The sequence below is a fragment of the Burkholderia latens genome, from assembly GCF_001718795.1.
GTDB classification, from domain to species: domain Bacteria; phylum Pseudomonadota; class Gammaproteobacteria; order Burkholderiales; family Burkholderiaceae; genus Burkholderia; species Burkholderia latens_A.
The window spans coordinates 618,320-637,418 of sequence record NZ_CP013435.1 but is presented as its reverse complement, the minus strand read 5'-3'; the positions used below and the strand labels follow the sequence as shown (position 1 = coordinate 637,418).

The following is a 19,099-nucleotide window of genomic DNA, read 5'->3' as shown; positions in this document are numbered from 1 at the left end:
CGGCCGTCGCACGTGCGGTCTTTCGAATCGTCGCGTCAGTCGTGGTACAGCGCCGCGCGCCCGCCGTCGACGGTGATGCACGCGGCATTGATGAACGGCGCCTCGTCGGATGCGAGGAACACCGCCGTCATCGCGACCTCCTCCGGCTTGCCGATCCGCTTCATCGGCTGCAGTGCGAGCGTGTGCGCCCGCGCCGCGGCCGGGTCGGCCTGCGCATCCCACCAGTCGCGCGTGAGCTGCGTCTCGATGTAGCCCGGCGCAATCGCATTCACGCGCACGTTGCGCGCCGCATATTCGATGCCGAGGGCGCGCGTGAGGCCCAGCACGCCGTGTTTCGCGACCGGGTAAGGAAAACATCCCGGGATGATCCGGAACGCGTGCGTCGACGCGATGTTCACGATGCTGCCGCGCCCGCGCTCCACCATTCCCGGCAGCGCCGCGCGACAGCCGTGCCACACGCCGTCGAGGTCGACCGCGAAGCACCGGCGCCAGTCGTCGTCCGTCATCGTCAGCGGATCGGCGAATACGTTGATGCCCGCGTTGTTCACCAGCACGTCGAGCGGGCCGAACGCGGCTTCGGTCTGCGCGAGTGCGTCGCGCACCGACTCCTGGCGCGTGACGTCCGCATGCAGCGGCAGCACGCGCGCGCCGTCGACGGCGTCGGCGGTCGCCGCAGCCGTGCGCCGTGCGAGCGGGAAGTCGACGTCGACGAGCGCGACGGCCGCACCCTCGCGCGCAAACGCGAGCGCAATCGCCGCGCCGATTCCGCGGCCCGCGCCGGTCACCACGGCGACCTTGCCTGCGAGGCGATCCATCATGCGGCTCCGCCGCGCGCGGCGCGCAGGCCGGCCTGGAACGCACGCGCATTCGCCGCGGTCGCGTCGGCGGACTGGCCGGGCCGGTACAACGCCGAGCCGAGCCCGAACCCATTCGCTCCAGCAGCGAGGAACGGCTGCATGTTGTCCGGCGCAATGCCGCCGACCGGAATCAGCGGCACCGCGCGATCGATCACCGCGCGCCACGCCTTCACGACCGGCACGCCGAGCTGCTCGGCCGGAAACATCTTCAGCACGTCGGCGCCGTTCGCGAGCGCGGCGAACGCCTCGGTCGGCGTCGCGACGCCGGGCGCACTCGCGAGCCCGCGCTCGCGCGCGCGGCGGATCACCGCCGCATCGCTGTGCGGCATCACGATCAGCGCGCCGCCCGCGTCCTGCACGCGGTCGACGAACTCGGCGCGCAGCACGGTGCCCGCGCCGACGATCATGTCGTCGGGCAAAGCACGGCGCAGCGCCGCGATGCTGTCGAACGGATCGGGCGAATTGAGCGGCACCTCGACGATCCGGAAGCCGGCTTCATGCAGTGCATGACCGTGGTCCGCCGCCTCGGCGGGCGTGATCCCGCGCATGATCGCGATCAGCGGGCACGCGTCGAAGGCGCGCATCAGCGCGGCGTTCGGCATGTACGGCGCGGGCAGCGTTAGGTCGGGCGACATCGGCAGTTCCTCTTCAAGCAGCTCATTGATCGGCGCAAACCGGTGCGCCGTCCGCGCGCACGAGCCCGGCACGCGATGCGATCCACCACAGGCCGCGTTCGGTCGCCTGCGCGGCCACACGCGCGTGCGTGCAACCGAACACGTTCAGCGCGTCGACGTAGCGCGCGCACAATCCGCCGTCGCCGATCAGCAGCAGCGGCTGATTTGCAAGCGCCGCGCCGCGCTCCGCGAGCATCGCGTCGAGCGCATTCAGCTCGTGGCCGATCAGCAGCCCGGACAGGTAGTCGCCCTGCGCATCCGGCGCGAGCCGGTCGGTCAGGCCGAGCGTGCGCGTGCTGAAGATCGTCGCGAGCAGCCCCGTGCGCTGCGCGCCGCGGGCCACCGCGACGCCGCGCTCGAACGCCGCGCGGTCCGGCGACGCGCTCGCGCGCATCGTGCGGCCGAGGATCGTGTGGTCGCGCAGCGCCGCGTACAGCTCGCCGGTCATGAAGGTCTGGAAGCGCTCGATGAGACCGCCCTTCACCCATGCCCATTTCGCATGCGTGCCCGGCAGGCCGATCAGTACCCCTGAACGATCGGCATCAAGCATCGGATCGCTCGCGAGCGCGCCGAATATCTGCGTTTCCTCGCCGCGCATCACGTCGGGCAGTTCGCCCGTTGCGATCACGCCCGGCACGATCGATACCGTCGTGCCGCGTGCGGTCGTTACCGTGACGAGGCCCGCGACGAGCGCATCCGCGCCGGCCGGCACCGCGACGTACGGCGCCTCGCGCCAGCCCTGCGCGCTGCCGACCATCCCGGCCGCCAGCACCGGCATGCCGGGCGCGCGGTCCAGCCAGTCGCCGCACGCTTCCTCGAACACGACGTCGAACGCGCGCGCGCCGCCGGCCGGCACGTGCATCACGCCCGCCGCGCGGGTGCGCGTGTCGATGAGCGCGCCGTGCGCGTCGAACAGATACGCGCGCAGCGACGTCGTGCCCCAGTCGAGCGCAATCAGCGACGGGTCGGCGGAATTGGCGTCCGGAACGGTCCGGGTCGAATTGGTCATCGTTTGATCCTGCGGGTACCCTGCGGCGGGCTCCAGCCCAGCTCCGCGGAAATGGCTCGCGCTTCGCGCTGCACGAGCGGAATCAGTTCGTCCATCCGGTCGTGCGGCATGTACGGAATCGTGCTGGCCACCGACACCGCTGCGACGATCGCGCCCGATGCATCGCGGATCGGCGCGGCCACGCAGCGGATCGACGCTTCGTTTTCCTCGAGATCGAACGTGTAGCCGCCGGCCGCGTAATGCGCCATGCGCTGCAGGAACGCACTCGTCTCGGGCCGGTTGTCCGGCTTGAAATTGACTCCGGCGAGCGCGCGCCGCGCAGCCTCGAACAGCGAGCGCCACAGGTCCGGATCGAGGTCGAGCATCATCGCCTTGCCGATGCCGGTCGACGCGAGCGGCATCCGGTGGCCGACGCGCGAGCGCATCTCGAGCCCGCGCGTGCCCGGAATCTTGTCGATGTACAGCACGTCGTCGCCGTCGCGCACGCCGAGGTGGATCGTGTCGAGCGTCGCTTCCGCGAGCGCTTCGAGATGAGGCCGCGCGACCGCCGTGAGCGGCATCTGCTCGAGCGCGATCGTGCCGAGCTCGATCAGCTTCGGGCCGAGCAGATAGCCGCCCTGCACCTGGCGCAGGTAACGCGCCTGTACGAGGCTGCTGACAAGCCGGTGCGTCGTGCTGCGCGTCGTGCCGAGCGCGGCGCCGATCGCACGCATGTCGCGCGCGCCGTTTGCGATCGCTTCGAGGATCGCCAGGCCGCGCAGCAACGTCTGCGTGCCGGCCTGCTGCGCGGCGAGATCGAGCGGCGTGCTGGTCGCGCCGATGCTGTCGGTGAGCGGCGCATCGTCCGGCGTCGCGCGCCGGGCGTCGAGAGCGAGGGTGTCAGGCATCTTGGTCATGGAACAGGCTTCTTCAGCGGAATCGGGTAAGCCGCAGTCGCAACGCCGTAACGAAGTCTGGCGTCGCGGCAACGCGGCGGTCGATGCACCGAGGAAAGGGCCCGGCGAACGTCATGGAAGGTGTCTCCGTGTGCTCGGGCGCCGCGCGGTGCGTGGGTCCGAAGCTGTCGATGTGCTTCGGATTGTAGGAGCGGACGTACGCGCCACCAATATTTGAGTGCGTTGTCCAGATAATGAGAAACCGGCATGCGCGTGCGTGTGTTACCGGACGGGCAACGGCTGCGCAATGCGCGCGGGGGCGGAACCCGCGCGTCGCAGATTCCGCCCCCGTTGTTCGTGCGCGCCGTGCTTACTGCTGGTTCGCGCTGCGCGCCTGCATGTAGCGCTGCACGTCGGCGAACGACACGCGGCCGCTGCCGTTCGCATCGATCTGCCGGAAGTGATTCGCGACGTAGCCGAGGCCGGCCGCGCGCGCCTGCGCTTCGGTGATCGAACCGGTGTTCTGCGTGTCCGCCGCGCCGAACTGCCGCGCGAGCTTGCGCACCACCTGCGCGTGCAGCGCGGCGCCGGTCGTCTGCGTGCCGGCGGTCGGCTTGCGCGCGGCCAGCGGCACGTACGGGTCGCCGAGTTGCGCCTGGCGCGCGCGCGCCGGAGTGGCGGCGTCGCCCGCCTGCGCGAATGCGGACACCGGTGCGGATGCTGCGACGCCCGCGCACGCGAGCGCGGCGGCTACGACGATGAAACGTTTGGTCATGTCAGGCTCCAGTCTGGAATGAGGTCGTCGATGGCCGGCGCATGCGCCGCGAGGGGCGCGCGGCGCCGGCCCGTCGCGTCAGTGCGCGGCCGCGTTGTAGAAAGTCACGAGGTCGGCTTTCTCCTGCGGACGCGACGTATCGTCGAGATAGACCATGTGTCCACCCTGATAGTCCTTGATCGTCAGGTTCGGTTGCGAGCCGAGCCGCGCGAGGTCGAGCTCGGTCTGGTAGAACGGCGTCGCGATGTCGTGATACCCGTTCAGCGACAGCACCTTCAGCGACGGATTCAGCGTGAGCGCCGCAGCGAGATCGGGGATCGTGTCGGGCATCGCGAGGCCGTCGTGCGTCCAGTCCCAGGTCTGGATCGCATTGCTGCTGACCGAATACGCCGACTGCGCGCTGTACTTCAGCACGTTCGGCAGGTAGCTGCCGATCGTGTCGGTGAACGGCTTCGTGATGAACGTGCTCGACGGGTCGCCGTCGGCCGCGAGCGGGCTCGACGACGGTACGTTCACGCGCGCGTCGTAGCGGCCGATCAGTGTGCCGGGGATCAGCGACACCTGGAAGCTGTTGTCGAAGAACGTCGGGACCACGTTGAAGTCGGCATTCCACAGCGACGCCTTCACGCCGGTCGCGTTCGACATCGTCGTGACGAGGCTCGGCGGCGGCGGCGTATGGCTCGCGAGATACGCGTTCACGGCAGGCGCGTAGCTGCCGGCCGTCAGTTGGCGCAGCTGGTCCGCATACTGCGGCAGAGTCGACGGATTCGGATTGTCGAGCTGGTAGTACGCGCCGACGGTTCCGTACGACGGCACGAAGCCCGCGCAACTGACCGGGCTCGCGCCGTTGTTCGAGTTGCCGACATAGTCGCTCGCCATGTCGCAGTTGGTGTTGTAGTTCAGGATCGACGACTGCAGCACGATGCCGGCCAGTTTTACGCCGGCCGTCTCGAGCAGGTTCGCGAGCACGTCGGTGCGCGGCGTGCCGTACGACTCGCCGAACAGGTACTTCGGCGAATCGTTGCGCTGGTTCACCGCGATGTAGCGCGTGACGAAGTCGCGGAACGCACCGGCGTCCTGGTCGACGCCCCAGAACGTCTGGTTCGTGTTCGGCGCGATCGCTTCCGAGAAGCCGGTGCCGATCGCATCGACGAACACGAGATCGGTGGTGTCGAGCAGGCTTTCCGCGTTGTCGACGAACGGGAACGTCGACGTGTTCGCGTTCGGGTCGCCCGTCTGTATCCGCTTCGGGCCGAACGAGCCCAGATGCAGCCATACCGATGCGGAGCCGGGGCCGCCGTTGTACAGGAACGTGACCGGGCGCTTGGCCGCGCTCTGGTTGTCGGCGGTGTACGCGACGTAGAAGAACGACGCTTCGGGCGCGCCCGTCTGCGGATTGCGCGCGACGAGGTGGCCCGCGGTGGCCGTGTAGCGGATCGTCTTGCCGTTCAGCGTGATCTGGTGATGGGTGACGGCGGCCTTTTCGACGGCGGCGGACGCATCGAGCGACGCGCTTGCGCTCGACGAATAACTGTTGGGATCGTTGTACGGCCTGTCCGCCTGAGCGGCGGGATCGGCTGAATTGTCGGTGCCTGCCGCGGCGGACGACGTCACGTCGTCGTTGCAGGCCGTCAGAATCAGCGAAGAGAACACGACTCCCAACAACAGCTTCGCTTTGCTCGCTGGCATCGTTGCTTTCCTTCTCTCGAATGTTTTTGTGTGTCGAGCAGCCGGGTAAGCCGCCCCCCGCCTCGATTGCGGCCGATGAGCCGAGGCGCCGGCCAATATACGCGAGCAGGTCGGCTTTGAAAAATTTGGAAATATTCGAACGGGAGTCGGTGCGGCGCACACCTTTCAGGAATGCTTCGATTCGCGAACCGTCGTATTTCATGCGCCTTTCAGTGTTGCGCATGTTTAGTTTTACGCACTAAAATCGTGCGGATTTCGCGCCATATCGGCGAACAAAATCGCGTGACCGCGTGCATTGGTCAGCAAACCGAAATAGACGATTTCGTCTAATGAATGGCGCGCGACACGCGCGCGCCGCGAACGCGCTGCAGCGCAGCATCGACGCGCGAATGACGGAACGGACAATGCGACGGGGCGAACGCGCCGCTTACTGCGATTGCGGCAGCTCGGCGGCGCCCATGCGGCGCGCAATCACGGCCGCTCGCTGCGCCTGATACGCCGAGCCGCGGTGTGCATCGAACCAGCGCGGTTTCGGCAGCATCACCGCGAGACGCGCCGACTGCCACGCGCCAAGCCGGCTCGCGGGGATCCGGTAGTAATAGCGTGCGGCGGCCTCGGCACCGTACACGCCGCGGCCCCATTCGACCGAATTCAGGTAGATCTCGAAAATGCGCTCCTTGTCGAGCAACGTCTCGAGCATCCACGTGATGATCAGCTCCTGCCCTTTGCGGATGTAGCTCTTCTCGCGCGACAGGAACAGGTTGCGCGCGAGCTGCTGCGTGATCGTCGAACCGCCCGCGACGATCCGGCCGCGCGCCTGGTTCTTCTCCCACGCCTGCAGGATTGCGTCGACGTCGTACCCGTTGTTGGTGGCGAACGTCGCATCCTCCGATGCGATCAGCGCGCGCTTCAGGTTGCGCGAAATCTGGTCGTACGGCACCCACTGGTGCTGGATCTGGGCGGGCGGCTTGTCGCGCGACAGCCACCATGCGTCGGTACGCATGAACGCGGTCGAGCCGGGGTTGATGAACGACCACGCGGCGATCTGCACGAGATAGAACAGTTGCGTCGCGAGCCACGCGCCCGCGAACACCGAACCCGCGTAGACGAGCCAGCGGGTCAGCCCCACCGTGCGCGTGCGCTGCGTGCCGCTCACCGCCGCCACTTTCGCGCTCCGCTCAGGCCGCCGCGAGCGCCTGGCGCAGCGCGGCCAGCACCGGTGCGCCGTCCGGCCGCACACCGCGCCAGATGAAGAACGATTCGGCCGCCTGCTCGACCAGCATCCCGAGCCCGTCGGCCGTGCGGGCGCCGAGCGACGCCGCGTGCTGCATGAACACGGTCGGCTGCGCGCCGTACATCATGTCGTACGCGAGCGTGCCGGTGCCGAACGCGGCCGCGTCGCACTCCGGAAGCGCCGCGTCGAGGCTGCCGGCCGTCGCGTTGACGATCACGTCGTACGGCTCGGGCCGCACGACGTCCGGGCCGCCGCCCGCCAGCACGCAGCCCGCGTCATGCGCGGCCTGCGTGAACTGGCCGACGAGCGCTTCGGCCTTGCTTGCCGTGCGGTTCACGATCGTGATCGAAAGCGGCGCGCGCTCGAGCATCGGCAGCACGACGCCGCGCGCCGCGCCGCCGGCGCCGAGCAGCAGGATGCGCGCGCCCGCGAGCGACACGCCGAGATTCAGTTCGATGTCGCGCACGAGGCCGACACCGTCGGTGTTGTCGCCATGGATGCGGCCGTCCGCGTCGATCCGCAACGTGTTCACCGCCCCCGCCGCCGCCGCGCGCGGCGACAGCGTATCCGCGAGCGCATGCGCGTCGAGCTTGAACGGCACCGTCACGTTCGCGCCGCGGCCGCCTTCGGCCACGAATGCGCGCACGGCGGCCTCGAAGCCGTCGACCGGCGCGAGCCGGTGCTCGTAGACAATCGCTTCACCCGTCTGCGCGGCGAACTGCGCGTGGATGAACGGCGACTTGCTGTGCGCCACCGGATTGCCGAACACCACGTAGCGGTCGGCGCCGCTCGTCGACTCGGCTGCGTTCATGATGCGCGCCCTTCGTCGCTTGCCGCGCGTTCCTCGCCGCCACCGCTTGCGGCATCGCCGCCTTCGGACGCCGCGTCGCCCGATTCGGCCAGCGCTACGGCCTCGCTTTCCGCCGATTCGTCCTGCGCATCGACCAGCGTGTCGTCGCCGCCTTCGTTGTCGTCTTCATCGTCGGCCGCGTCGCCGCTCGTGACGGTCGGCGCGTCGAGCACGTTCAGCAGTCGCACCGACGCCTCGATCGTCAGCTCGTCCAGCGACATCACGTCGAGCAGCACGCGCGTGCCGCGCGCATGCACGCCGAGCCCCGGCACGTGCAGCAGCAGCGGAATTTCCTCGAGGCGCACGAGATCGCCCTTCACGACGCTCGCGACGACCTGCTTCTTCTGTTCCTGCGCGAGCCAGCGCAGGCACCAGAAGTACTCCATCCGGCGCTGGTAATCGGCGTATGCGGTGTAGGTATCGTCGAAGCCCTGAACCACCGCGTACAGATCGGCGTCCTTCGGCTTGAACGGCGCGGCGAGCTTCGCGGTCACGCCGTGCTGCACGCACGCCAGCAACTGCCACTGGTTCACGAGGTCGACGTAGCGGCGCAGCGGCGACGTGCTCCACGCGTACTGCGCGACGCCCAGGCCTTCGTGCGGCGCGGCCGTGGTCTGCATCCGCGTGCGCTTCGGGCCCGGCGCGCCGAAGCCGCGCTGCGAGCGGTAGATGCCGGGCACCGTGTGGTCGTGCAGGAATGCGCCCCACGTCGAGTTCGCGAGGATCGCGAGCTCCGACACGATCAGGTCGAGCGGCGAGCCGCGACGGCGCGGCGTGATCGTCACGTGCTCGCCTTCGACGTAGAAGTTGTAATCGGTGTTGCGCTGCACCTCGCGCTTGAGGCCATAGCCCGCGCGCGCGACCTGACGCTTCTCGAACAACGCCTGCGCGAGCGGCCACAGCACCGCGATGTCGTCCTTGTGCGGATAATCGCCGGTGCCGGCCGCGAGCGTCTCTTCGGTAACGAGCTCGTCGAGCGTGTTGTGGCGCAGGTTGCTCTTCACGAACACGAGTTCCGCGCGCGTCTCGTTCGCGACGATGTCCTGCGTCTCGCGGTTGACGATGATGTACAGCGACAGCGCGGGACGATAGTCGCCTTCTTTCAGCGTGAATACGTCGACGACGTCGTCCGGCAGCATCGTGATCTTGTCGCCCGGCATATAGACGGTCGACAGCCGGGCGCGCGCGATCGCGTCGACCGGATCGCCGCGCACGATGCCGAGTGCCGGCGCCGCGATGTGCACGCCGATCCGCACGCGGCCGTCGGCCAGGTGCTCGACCGAGAACGCATCGTCGATTTCGGTCGTCGTGATGTCGTCGATCGAGAACGCCGCGACGTCCGCGCGCGGCAGGTCGTCCGGCAGCGGACCGACCGTGACGGGGGGAAAGCCGGTGCCGTGCGGAAAGAATTCGGCGAGGAAACGCGCCTCGTGCAGCGCGCGCGCCGACTCGATGCCGCCGCAGTCGAGCATCAGTCGCGCCGGCGATACGCCGCGCGCGCCGGCCGCCGCCTCGAGCGCCTTGTATTCGATCGAGTTCTTGTCCGGCCGCGTCAGCAGCCCGAGCACCTTGCCCGCGAACGCGTCCGGCAGCTTGCCGGCCTTCAGTTCCTCTTCGTACTGCGCCTGCACGAGCGCCTGCTGGCGCTTGCGCTCGAGCGACGCGAGCGCCATTTTGAGCTGCTCCTCCGGCGCGCGCTGATACTGTCCGCGCCCCTTGCGGCGGAAGTAGACGGGCGAGCCGTGCAGCCTCAGCACCAGCGCCGCGCGCTCGACCGGGCCATAGGTCGCGCCGAAGTACTCGGCGGCGAGCGCTGTATATGCGAATTCCTCGGCCGGGGCGCATTCCCACAGGAAATCGAGGTCGATCTGCTGCGCGGCCGAATCGGCTTCCTGCATCAATTCGCTCGCGGCCGGCTTGTCGAATTCGATCAGCACGTCCTTTGCACGCACCTTGGCCCGCCGCCCGCCGGGCAACTCGACCTGAAACGCGTCGCCCTGGCGCGACAGCACGCTGCCCGCCTTGAAACTGCCCGATTCCTCGAAGAAAACGTTCACTCAGTACTCTCGTTCAGACTGCCGGACGCCGCGTCGGCGGCGCCGCATGATGATGGGAATTCGATCGGCATGACGCCGCGTTCATGACGTTCGGTCGTCGCAAAAGGCGAGAACGTCGTCGACATAGTCGGCAAATTCGCTGATTCCGTGATCGCTGCCTTCGATCACGCGCGTTTTCGCGCCCGGGTAATGCGCGAGCATCTCGCGGTAGTCGAGCACTTCGTCGCCAGTCGCCGCGAACAGATAGTAGCGTTCGGGCCGCGAAATCGCCGGCACGCGCAGCGCGTCCAGTTCCTGCAGATGGTGGCGCTCGACGACGATCGACCCGCCGCCGTGCCACAGCGGCTGTTCGCCCAGATAGTGTTCGAGATCGCGCTGCGGCACGATCGCGGGATTCAGCAGCACGGCCTTCCAGCCGTGCTTTTCGGCCAGCCAGGTCGCGTAGTAACCGCCGAGCGAGCTGCCGATCACGGTCACGTCGCGCGCGCCGGCCACCTCGGCTTCCGCGACGGCGATCGCGTCGAGCGGCGACACCGAAAGCGACGGGCAGCGCCATTCGTGGATCCGGCCGAGTTCGGCCATCCGCGCGGCAAGCAGTTGCGATTTCTGCGACGCCGGCGACGACCGGAACCCGTGCAGGTACAGGATCACGCGCGGCTCCCCAGCGCGTCGAGCAACTTCTGGTGCACGCCGCCGAACCCGCCGTTGCTCATCACCAGCACGTGGTCGCCCGGACGCGCGGCCTCGACCACCGACTTCACGAGCAGATGGAGATCGTCGAACGCACGCGCCTTGTCGCCGAGCGGCGCAAGCGCGTCGCCAAGGTTCCAGCCGAGCGCGTCGCGTCCGGTCGGCGCGCCGTAGCCGAACACGAGATCGGCGTCGGCGAGGCTTGCCGGCAACTGCGCCTTCATCACACCGAGCTTCATCGTGTTCGAGCGCGGCTCCAGAACCGCGAGAATGCGGGTGTTTTGCCGGCCGATGCGCGTGCGAAGGCCGGCGATCGTGGTTTCGATCGCAGTCGGGTGATGAGCAAAGTCGTCATAGACGGTCACACCGTCCACGCTTCCGCGCACTTCCATCCGGCGCTTCACGTTGCGGAACGATGTCAGGGATGCGGCGGCTTGCGCGGGCGGCACGCCGACGTGACGCGCCGCGGCGATTGCCGCAAGCGCGTTCATGCGGTTGTGCTCCCCCTGCACCTGCCATGCCACTTCACTGACGCGCTCGGCCTGCGAATACACCGCGAAGCGCTCATCGACGGTCACGCCATCCTCGGCGGGTAGCGCTTGCCAGCCGCCATCGACACCGAACCGCTCGACTTCGCTCCAGCAGCCGCGCGCAAGCACGCGCTCGAGCGCGTCGGAACGACCATTCGTGACGATGCGGCCGACGCCCGGCACGGTGCGCACCAGATGATGGAATTGCGTTTCGATCGCAGCGAGATCCGGGAAGATGTCAGCATGATCGAATTCGAGATTGTTGAGCACGGCGGTGCGCGGCCGGTAGTGGACGAATTTCGAGCGCTTGTCGAAGAACGCCGTGTCGTATTCGTCCGCTTCGATCACGAAGAAACTCGAATCCGTCAGGCGCGCCGACACGCCGAAGTTCAGCGGCACGCCGCCGATCAGGAAGCCCGGGTTCAGGCCGGCGTCTTCCAGCAGCCAGGCGAGCATCGACGACGTGGTCGTCTTGCCGTGCGTGCCGGCGACCGCGAGCACCCACTTGCCGGCCAGCACGTGCTCGCCGAGCCATTGCGGGCCGGACACGTATGGCAGCCCCCGATCGAGGATCGCCTCCATCAGCGGATTGCCGCGCGTGACGACGTTGCCGATCACGAACAGGTCGGGCTTAAGGTCGATCTGCTCGGCGCCGTAGCCTTCGATCAGCGTGATGCCCTGGGCCTCGAGCTGCGTGCTCATCGGCGGATAGACGCCCGCGTCGCAACCCGTCACCGTGTGACCCGCCTCGCGCGCGAGCACGGCGAGACCGCCCATGAAGGTGCCGCAGATGCCAAGAATGTGGATGTGCATAGATGAATGCTTTCGCGCCGCCGGGCGCCGTCGATTCGGAAAGGAAGGTCCGCGGCGCACCGGACGGGCCGCCCGGCCAACGACTTTCGCCGCGACACAAAGACCGTCATTGTAACTGACGGCCTGCCGTGGCCGGCGCCTCGAACGACGGTCGGGATACCGGGCGGCGCGGCGGGTGGCGCGCGGCCGCAGCGCGTTCGGGCGCGGCGGCGATCGAGTATGATTGCCGGATCATGTCTCGCAAACCCCTTGTCGACCCGCGGCGCGCCCGCGAGGAAATCGCCCAGTCCGCCGCACGCCTCATCGCGGAGGACGGCCTTGATTACGCCGGCGCGAAGCGCAAGGCCGCGCGCCAGTTGTTCGGCGATTCGCGCATTGCCGGCGAATGGCTGCCGGATAACGACCTGATCGAGGAGGAACTGCGCGAATACCTCGCACTGTTCCAGAGCGACACTCAGCCGGACGAGCTGCGCCGCCTGCGCGCGATCGCGCTCGACTGGATGCGCCGGCTCGCCGATTTCAATCCTTATGTGACGGGCGCGGTACTGAACGGCACCGCGAACGCGCATTCGGACATCCATTTGCAGATATTCACCGACAACCCGAAGGACGTCGCGATCTACCTGCTGAACCAGAACGTCCAGTACGACGTGTCCGAGACGCGGCATTTCGCCGGACGAGCCGACGTCGAAACGCTCAGCTTCCTGTGGCGCCCGCGGCGCGACGTGGACGCGATCGGCATCCACGTCGCACTGTATGCGAGCGACGACCTGCGCGGCGCGGTGAAGGCCGACGCACGAGGCCGGGTCGCACGCGCCGACACCGCCGCATTGCGCGCGCTCGTCGAAGCAGGCGACGCTCCTTCCGAACCGGAATGATTCAACGATGACGATGAAACGCATATTGGCAGTCGCGGCGGTCGCGGCCGCCGCCGTCGCGGGCGGCCTCGCCGCCGGTCACTGGTTCCGCAGCAGCAACGCTGACGACGGCACCGCGGTCGCCGCGCCTGCCGCACAGGGCACCCCGGTCGAGCAGCTGTGGGCCGCATCGCTCACGGGCGTCGATGGCAAGCCGGCGTCGCTCGCATCCTTCAAGGGCCAGAAGGTGGTGGTCAATTTCTGGGCGTCGTGGTGCGGGCCGTGCGTCGAGGAGATGCCGGAACTCGTCGCGCTGTCGCATCAATACAAGCAAAAAGGCATCCGTTTTATCGGGATCGGCGTGGATTCGGACCAGAACGTGAAAAACTTCCTGCAGAAAGTAAAGGTCGACTACCCGGTATTTGTCAGCGGTTATGCCGGCGCCGATCTGTCCCGAAATTTCGGAAATACGGCTGGCGCGCTGCCATTCACCGTCGTGATCGACGAAAACGGCAAGATTCGCGAGACAAAATTGGGGCAAATCCATCCGGCCGAGCTGAAAAAGACCCTCGACGCATTGTGATCGCTCCGAACGGCCGGCCGCACGTTGGCGGCGATTTATGCGTGGATCGCCGCAATTTCGCGTGAATTCGTGGATACTTCGGGCTCACACCGGTAATTCTTGCAGGTCCCGCGCCCTTGGCCGTTCGGCAAAACTAGACAAAATTCTCTAAATAGCGCTAAAGTTCGCGCAATTCCGCAGAAATCGAAGCGACCATGACACGATTGCTGGTGTTGCACGGCCCCAACCTGAACCTTCTCGGCACCCGGGAACCGGAGGTGTATGGCCGCGTCACGCTGGCGCAGATCGATCAGGCGCTTGCCGCGCGAGCACAAGAAGCCGGCGCCGAACTGTCGTCGTTCCAGAGCAACCACGAAGGCGCGCTCGTCGACCGCATCCAGGCCGCGCGGGAGGAACAGACCGATTTCCTCCTGATCAATCCCGCCGCGTATACGCACACGAGCGTCGCGATCCGGGACGCGATCGCCGGCGTCGGCATCCCGTTCGTCGAAGTTCATTTGTCGAACGTGCACCGCCGCGAAGCGTTCAGGCACCACTCCTACTTTTCCGACCAGGCCGAAGGCGTGATCTGCGGGCTGGGCTGGAAAGGCTATCTGTACGCGCTCGAGTACGCGCTCGACAAGCTGCAAGGCGCGTCGCGCGGCTGATTTCGCGATCTAGATTCAGCGCCGGTCCCACCGGCGCTTTCACGTATTGAAAGGGGAATTCCCGATGGATCTTCGTAAGCTGAAAACTCTGATCGACCTCGTCTCCGAATCCGGCATCTCCGAGCTGGAAGTGACGGAAGGCGAAGGCAAGGTGCGCATCGTCAAGAACGCGCCGCCGGTCTACGTGCAGCCGACGGGCGGATTTGCCCCGCAGGTCAGCGCACCGGCTCCGTCGGTCGCACTGCCCGCCGAAGGCGCGGCAGCCGCGCCGGCCGCAGGTGCGGCGGCTGCGCCCGCCGCGCCGCAAGGCCATGTCGTGACGTCGCCGATGGTCGGCACGTTTTACCGCGCGCCATCGCCGGGCGCGGACCCGTTCGTCCAGGTCGGCGATTCGGTCAAGGAAGGCCAGACCATCTGCATCATCGAAGCGATGAAGCTGCTCAACGAGATCGAGTCGGACAAGGCCGGCGTGATCAAGGAAATCCTCGTAGAGAACGGCCAGGCCGTCGAATACGGCCAGCCGCTTTTCGTGATCGGCTAAGTCCGCCGCGCGGCCCCCAGGCCGCGCGCCGCCGATGCTCGCCAGGCGCCGTTCGCGCGCCCCTCGAAGAGACGAATACTCGCTATGTTTGAAAAAATCCTCATTGCCAACCGCGGTGAAATCGCGCTGCGCATCCAGCGCGCGTGCCGCGAGCTGGGCGTCAAGACGGTGGTCGTCTACTCGGAAGCCGACAAGGAAGCCAAGTACGTGCGCCTCGCGGACGAAGCCGTCTGTATCGGCCCGGCCCCGTCGAATCTGAGCTACCTGAACATGCCGGCGCTGATCAGCGCGGCGGAAGTCACCGATGCCGAAGCGATCCACCCCGGCTACGGCTTCCTGTCGGAGAACGCCGACTTCGCGGAGCGCGTCGAGCAGTCGGGCTTCACGTTCATCGGCCCGCGCCCGGAAACGATCCGCATGATGGGTGACAAGGTCACCGCAAAGCAGACGATGATCAAGACCGGTGTGCCGTGCGTACCGGGCTCGGAAGGCGCGTTGCCGGAAGATCCGAAGGAGATCGTGAAGATTGCCCCCGCGATCGGCTATCCGGTCATCATCAAGGCGGCGGGCGGCGGCGGCGGACGCGGGATGCGCGTCGTGCATACCGAAGCGGCGCTCGTCAACGCGGTCAACATGACCCGCGAGGAAGCCGGCCGCGCGTTCGGCAACCCGCAGGTGTACATGGAGAAGTTCCTCGAGAACCCGCGCCACATCGAAATCCAGGTGCTGTCGGATGCGCACAAGAACGCGATCTGGCTCGGCGAGCGCGACTGCTCGATGCAGCGCCGCCACCAGAAAGTGATCGAAGAAGCGCCGGCGCCCGGCATTCCGCGCCGCCTGATCGAGCGCATCGGCGACCGCTGCGCGGACGCGTGCAAGAAAATGGGCTATCTCGGCGCCGGCACGTTCGAATTCCTGTACGAGAACAACGAGTTCTACTTCATCGAAATGAACACGCGCGTGCAGGTCGAGCACCCGGTGTCGGAGATGATCACGGGCGTCGACATCGTGCAGGAACAGATCCGCATCGCGGCCGGCGAAAAGCTCGCGATGCGCCAGCGCGACATCCAGTTCCGCGGACATGCGATCGAATGCCGGATTAACGCTGAAGATCCGTTCAAGTTCACGCCGTCGCCGGGCCGGATCACGTCGTGGCATACGCCTGGCGGCCCCGGCGTGCGCGTTGACTCGCATGCATACAATGGCTATTTCGTGCCGCCGAACTATGATTCGATGATCGGCAAGCTGATCACCTACGGTGCGACGCGCGACCAGGCAATCCGCCGGATGCGCATCGCGCTGTCGGAAATGGTCGTCGAGGGCATTCAGACCAACATCCCGCTGCACCGCGAGCTGATGATCGACTCGAAGTTCGTCGAAGGCGGCACCAGCATCCACTACCTCGAACACCGGCTGGCCCAGAAGCAGCAGGTTGCACCGGAAGAAGCGTAAGCATGAGCTATCGCGAACTCGTCGTCGAACTGGCCCGTGAGCATGCGGAGGCGCTGTCCGACGCGCTGCTCGATCTCGGCGCGTTGTCGGTGTCGGTCGAAGATGCCGACGCCGACACGCCCGACGAACAGCCGCTCTTCGGCGAGCCCGGCCTCGTTCCCGAACGCACCGCGTGGCAGCACTCGCGAGTGATCGCGCTGCTGTCTCCCGATCACGAGCCGGCCGTGCTGCTCGCGGCCGCCGCGAACGAGATCGGCATCGCCGACACGCCGAAGTTCGACGTCCGCGAAGTCGAGGAACAGGACTGGGTGCGGCTCACGCAGTCGCAGTTCGAGCCGATCCCGATCGGCGAACGGATCTGGGTCGTGCCGTCATGGCACGATGCGCCCGACCCCGACGCGCTGATCCTCGAGCTCGACCCGGGTCTCGCGTTCGGCACCGGCAGCCACCCGACCACGCGCCTTTGCATGGAGTGGCTCGAGCAGTCGGTGAAGCCCGGGCAGTCGGTGCTCGACTACGGCTGCGGCTCGGGCATTCTCGCAATTCTCGCGCACAAATGCGGGGCGAACCCCGTAGTCGGCATCGACATCGACCCGCAGGCCGTCGAATCGGCGCGGCAAAACAGCGAACGCAACCACGCGGAAGTCACTTACGGCCTGCCCGACGCGTGCCCGGCGGGCGAGTTCGACATCGTCGTCGCGAACATCCTGTCGAATCCGCTGAAGCTGATGGCGTCGATGCTCGCGTCGAAGGTGAAACCGGGCGGGCGCATCGCGCTGTCGGGCGTGCTCGCGCGCCAGGCAGACGAAGTCGCGGCAGTCTATGCGCGCTACGTCGACATCTCCGTCTGGCGCGAACACGAAGGTTGGGTATGCCTCGCCGGAACCCGGCGCGAAAGCCATTAGAATAGCGCTGTCCTTCACTCTGGCCAGCAGGCCGCCCGGCTCGACATGCTTCTTGCGACGCGCTGCCCTCATTGCGAAACCGTCTTCCGGCTGCAGCAGGAGCAGCTGTCGCTGCATGACGGGCTCGTGCGCTGCGGACACTGCCAGCAGGTCTTCAACGCATCGCAGTCGCTCGTGCCCGAACCGGCGCGGCAGCCCGAGCCGGCGCTGACCGAAACGGCGGCCGCCGAGCCGCCGCACGACGCCGCGCCCGCGCGGCTCTTCACCACCGACGCACCGGCCGAGCCGGCCGCCATCGCCAACTACGAACCCGACGACTGGGACATGTGGGCGCCGTGGCTCGATGCCGGCGTCGATCCGGCACTGCAGCACAACGTCCGGACGGTGCGCACCGAGCCGCTGATACCGGTCGCGCTGCCGTCGATGGAAGCAGGCGTCGTTCATCTGTCCGGCACGCCGGCGCCGATCGTCTCCGGCCCGGCGGAACTGCATGCGGACACCGCGCGATCGCGCGAACCGGATGCGGCGCGGCCCCCCTTCGACGAACCGCTTGCGCCGCCGGTCGAACCCGACCCGCGCGAACCTCGCTTCGCCGCCCCCGGCGCATCCGTCGAACGCACACCGGCGGAACCTGCCGAACCGTTCCGCAACGCACACTTTGCGGTGCCTGACGACGAACACGCGCCACGCGAGCCGCGCTTCGCATTCCGGCCCGCGCAAGCCGAAACCGAAGCAGCCGCGCAAGCCGCACCCGACACGCCCGCCCGCGAACGCGCGGACGCACACGCGGCAACTGCCGGCGAACCGGCCGCGCCACCGCCCCAACCGGCGATCCAGCCGGCCGCCCCCTTCCCCGCCGCGCCGACGAACGACGATCGCCCGCCCTTCGCCGTCACGCGCGAGACGCGCACGCCGCCGCGCCGCGGGATGCTCGGCGGCTTTTTCGGCGGCCTGGTCGCGGCCGCGCTCGCGGTGCTGCTGGTCGCGCAGCTCGCGTGGTGGCAGCGCGAATCCGTGATGATCTACTGGCCGGCCTCGCAGGGCTGGTTCCGGCAGGCGTGCGCACCGCTCGGCTGCAAGGTGACGCCGCCGCGCGCGATCGACGGCCTGCGGCTCGACGCGACCGACCTGCGCCAGATCGACGGCCCGCGCGTGCTGGAGCTGAAGGTGCCGCTGACGAACCGCTACCGCGTCGCGCTCGCATATCCGTCGCTCGAGCTGACGCTGCTCGACGACACGAATCACGTGACCGTGCGCCGCGTGCTCGCGCCGCGCGATTACGTGCGCCCGGGCACGCCGATCGACGCCGGGCTGCCGCCCGGCACGACGCAGACGATGGTCGTGCGTGTCGACACGAACGGCGCGCCTGCGTCGAATTTCCGCGTCCAGATTTTCTATCCGTGACGCCCCGCGGCGCGCGCATGCGCGCCCGTCTCAACCCGCGCGCCGCAGCGGCGCGCTATTTCGGAGCACGAACATGAGCAAAGTTACGCTGGGTGGCAACCCGATCGATCTCGCCGGCACGTTCCCGGCCGTCGGCTCGCAAGCCCCCGACTTCAAGCTGGTCGGCAAGGACCTCGCCGATCTGACGCTCGCCAGCTTCGCCGGCAAGCGCAAGGTGCTGAACATCGTCCCGAGCCTCGACACGCCGACCTGCGCGACGTCGACCCGCAAGTTCAACGAAGCCGCGTCGTCGCTCGACAACACCGTCGTGATCGTCGTGTCCGGCGACCTGCCGTTCGCTGCCACGCGTTTCTGCACGACCGAAGGCCTCGCCAACGTCGTGACGGCTTCGACGTTCCGCGGCGGCCGCGCATTCGCGAATGCATACGGCGTCGACGTGACGAGCGGCCCGCTGAACGGTCTGACGGCCCGCGCGGTCGTCGTGCTCGACGCGCAGGACAAGGTGATCCACGCGCAACTCGTCAGCGAAATCAAGGACGAGCCGAACTACGACGCAGCGCTCGCCGCGCTGAAGTAACCTGCTGCCGCCCGGCTCTGCCGCGCGAGGCCAGACGCCGCGCGCCGGCCGGGCGGCCGCCTCCCTTTGCTCTCTACAGG

19 protein-coding genes are annotated in these 19,099 nt (G+C 67.7%); 8 read left to right on the top strand and 11 right to left on the bottom strand.

The features are described from left to right. Nucleotides 1-35: 35 nt before the first annotated feature. The 11 genes from WK25_RS02990 to mpl form a co-directional block, all read right to left on the bottom strand. Nucleotides 36-815 (bottom strand): SDR family oxidoreductase, encoded by a 780-nt coding sequence (locus WK25_RS02990; protein ID WP_069241918.1) that lies wholly within the window; start codon nt 813-815, stop codon nt 36-38. Further along, nucleotides 815-1,492 (bottom strand): 2-dehydro-3-deoxy-6-phosphogalactonate aldolase, encoded by a 678-nt coding sequence (locus WK25_RS02985; protein ID WP_059547893.1) that lies wholly within the window; start codon nt 1,490-1,492, stop codon nt 815-817. Before WK25_RS02985 ends, WK25_RS02990 begins: the two co-directional genes overlap by 1 nt. A gap of 22 nt (nt 1,493-1,514) precedes the next feature. Further along, a complete protein-coding gene (locus WK25_RS02980; RefSeq protein WP_069240960.1) occupies nt 1,515-2,540 on the bottom strand; it encodes a 2-dehydro-3-deoxygalactonokinase in 1,026 nt (341 codons plus the stop codon). Continuing rightward, a complete protein-coding gene (locus WK25_RS02975) occupies nt 2,537-3,436 on the bottom strand; it encodes an IclR family transcriptional regulator (protein ID WP_040143370.1) in 900 nt (299 codons plus the stop codon). The genes WK25_RS02980 and WK25_RS02975 overlap by 4 nt, the downstream gene beginning before the upstream one ends. A 349-nt stretch (nt 3,437-3,785) precedes the next feature. After that, nucleotides 3,786-4,190, bottom strand: a complete 405-nt coding sequence (locus WK25_RS02970; protein WP_040143369.1) for a hypothetical protein — start codon at nt 4,188-4,190, stop codon at nt 3,786-3,788. A 78-nt stretch (nt 4,191-4,268) separates the two neighbouring features. Beyond that, entirely contained in the window at nt 4,269-5,879 is a 1,611-nt protein-coding gene (locus WK25_RS02965; protein WP_069240959.1) for a S10 family peptidase, read from the bottom strand. Nucleotides 5,880-6,306: 427 nt separating this feature from the next. Then, nucleotides 6,307-7,044, bottom strand: a complete 738-nt coding sequence (gene mtgA / locus WK25_RS02960) for a monofunctional biosynthetic peptidoglycan transglycosylase (protein WP_069241917.1) — start codon at nt 7,042-7,044, stop codon at nt 6,307-6,309. A 13-nt stretch (nt 7,045-7,057) separates the two neighbouring features. Then, entirely contained in the window at nt 7,058-7,924 is an 867-nt protein-coding gene (gene aroE / locus WK25_RS02955) for a shikimate dehydrogenase (RefSeq protein WP_040143366.1), read from the bottom strand. Beyond that, a complete protein-coding gene (locus tag WK25_RS02950; RefSeq protein ID WP_069240958.1) occupies nt 7,921-10,020 on the bottom strand; it encodes a ribonuclease catalytic domain-containing protein in 2,100 nt (699 codons plus the stop codon). Before WK25_RS02950 ends, aroE begins: the two co-directional genes overlap by 4 nt. Before the next feature lie 81 nt (nt 10,021-10,101). Then, nucleotides 10,102-10,671, bottom strand: coding sequence for a YqiA/YcfP family alpha/beta fold hydrolase (locus WK25_RS02945; RefSeq protein ID WP_040143364.1), 570 nt, complete (start codon nt 10,669-10,671; stop codon nt 10,102-10,104). Continuing rightward, complete coding sequence (gene mpl / locus WK25_RS02940; protein WP_040143363.1) at nt 10,668-12,053, bottom strand: UDP-N-acetylmuramate:L-alanyl-gamma-D-glutamyl-meso-diaminopimelate ligase; 1,386 nt, start codon at nt 12,051-12,053, stop codon at nt 10,668-10,670. The genes WK25_RS02945 and mpl overlap by 4 nt, the downstream gene beginning before the upstream one ends. A gap of 233 nt (nt 12,054-12,286) precedes the next feature. Between mpl and WK25_RS02935 the strand changes: the two genes are divergently transcribed. The 8 genes from WK25_RS02935 (at nt 12,287) to tpx (ending at nt 19,019) form a co-directional block, all read left to right on the top strand. Beyond that, nucleotides 12,287-12,931, top strand: coding sequence for a hypothetical protein (locus WK25_RS02935; RefSeq protein WP_059547895.1), 645 nt, complete (start codon nt 12,287-12,289; stop codon nt 12,929-12,931). A gap of 7 nt (nt 12,932-12,938) precedes the next feature. After that, on the top strand, nt 12,939-13,493 hold the full coding sequence (locus tag WK25_RS02930; RefSeq protein ID WP_069240957.1) for a TlpA family protein disulfide reductase: 555 nt from the start codon (nt 12,939-12,941) through the stop codon (nt 13,491-13,493). A 194-nt stretch (nt 13,494-13,687) separates the two neighbouring features. Continuing rightward, complete coding sequence (aroQ, locus tag WK25_RS02925; protein ID WP_069240956.1) at nt 13,688-14,140, top strand: type II 3-dehydroquinate dehydratase; 453 nt, start codon at nt 13,688-13,690, stop codon at nt 14,138-14,140. A gap of 64 nt (nt 14,141-14,204) precedes the next feature. After that, nucleotides 14,205-14,681, top strand: coding sequence for an acetyl-CoA carboxylase biotin carboxyl carrier protein (accB, locus tag WK25_RS02920; protein WP_040143360.1), 477 nt, complete (start codon nt 14,205-14,207; stop codon nt 14,679-14,681). 84 nt (nt 14,682-14,765) lie between these two features. Then, on the top strand, nt 14,766-16,133 hold the full coding sequence (gene accC / locus WK25_RS02915) for an acetyl-CoA carboxylase biotin carboxylase subunit (protein ID WP_069240955.1): 1,368 nt from the start codon (nt 14,766-14,768) through the stop codon (nt 16,131-16,133). Between the two features lie 2 nt (nt 16,134-16,135). Beyond that, entirely contained in the window at nt 16,136-17,038 is a 903-nt protein-coding gene (gene prmA / locus WK25_RS02910; protein WP_069240954.1) for a 50S ribosomal protein L11 methyltransferase, read from the top strand. A gap of 45 nt (nt 17,039-17,083) precedes the next feature. Next, nucleotides 17,084-18,442: a DUF3426 domain-containing protein gene (locus WK25_RS02905; protein WP_069240953.1), complete on the top strand. Its 1,359-nt coding sequence runs from the start codon at nt 17,084-17,086 to the stop codon at nt 18,440-18,442. A gap of 73 nt (nt 18,443-18,515) precedes the next feature. Next, entirely contained in the window at nt 18,516-19,019 is a 504-nt protein-coding gene (gene tpx / locus WK25_RS02900) for a thiol peroxidase (RefSeq protein ID WP_040143356.1), read from the top strand. Nucleotides 19,020-19,099: the final 80 nt, after the last annotated feature.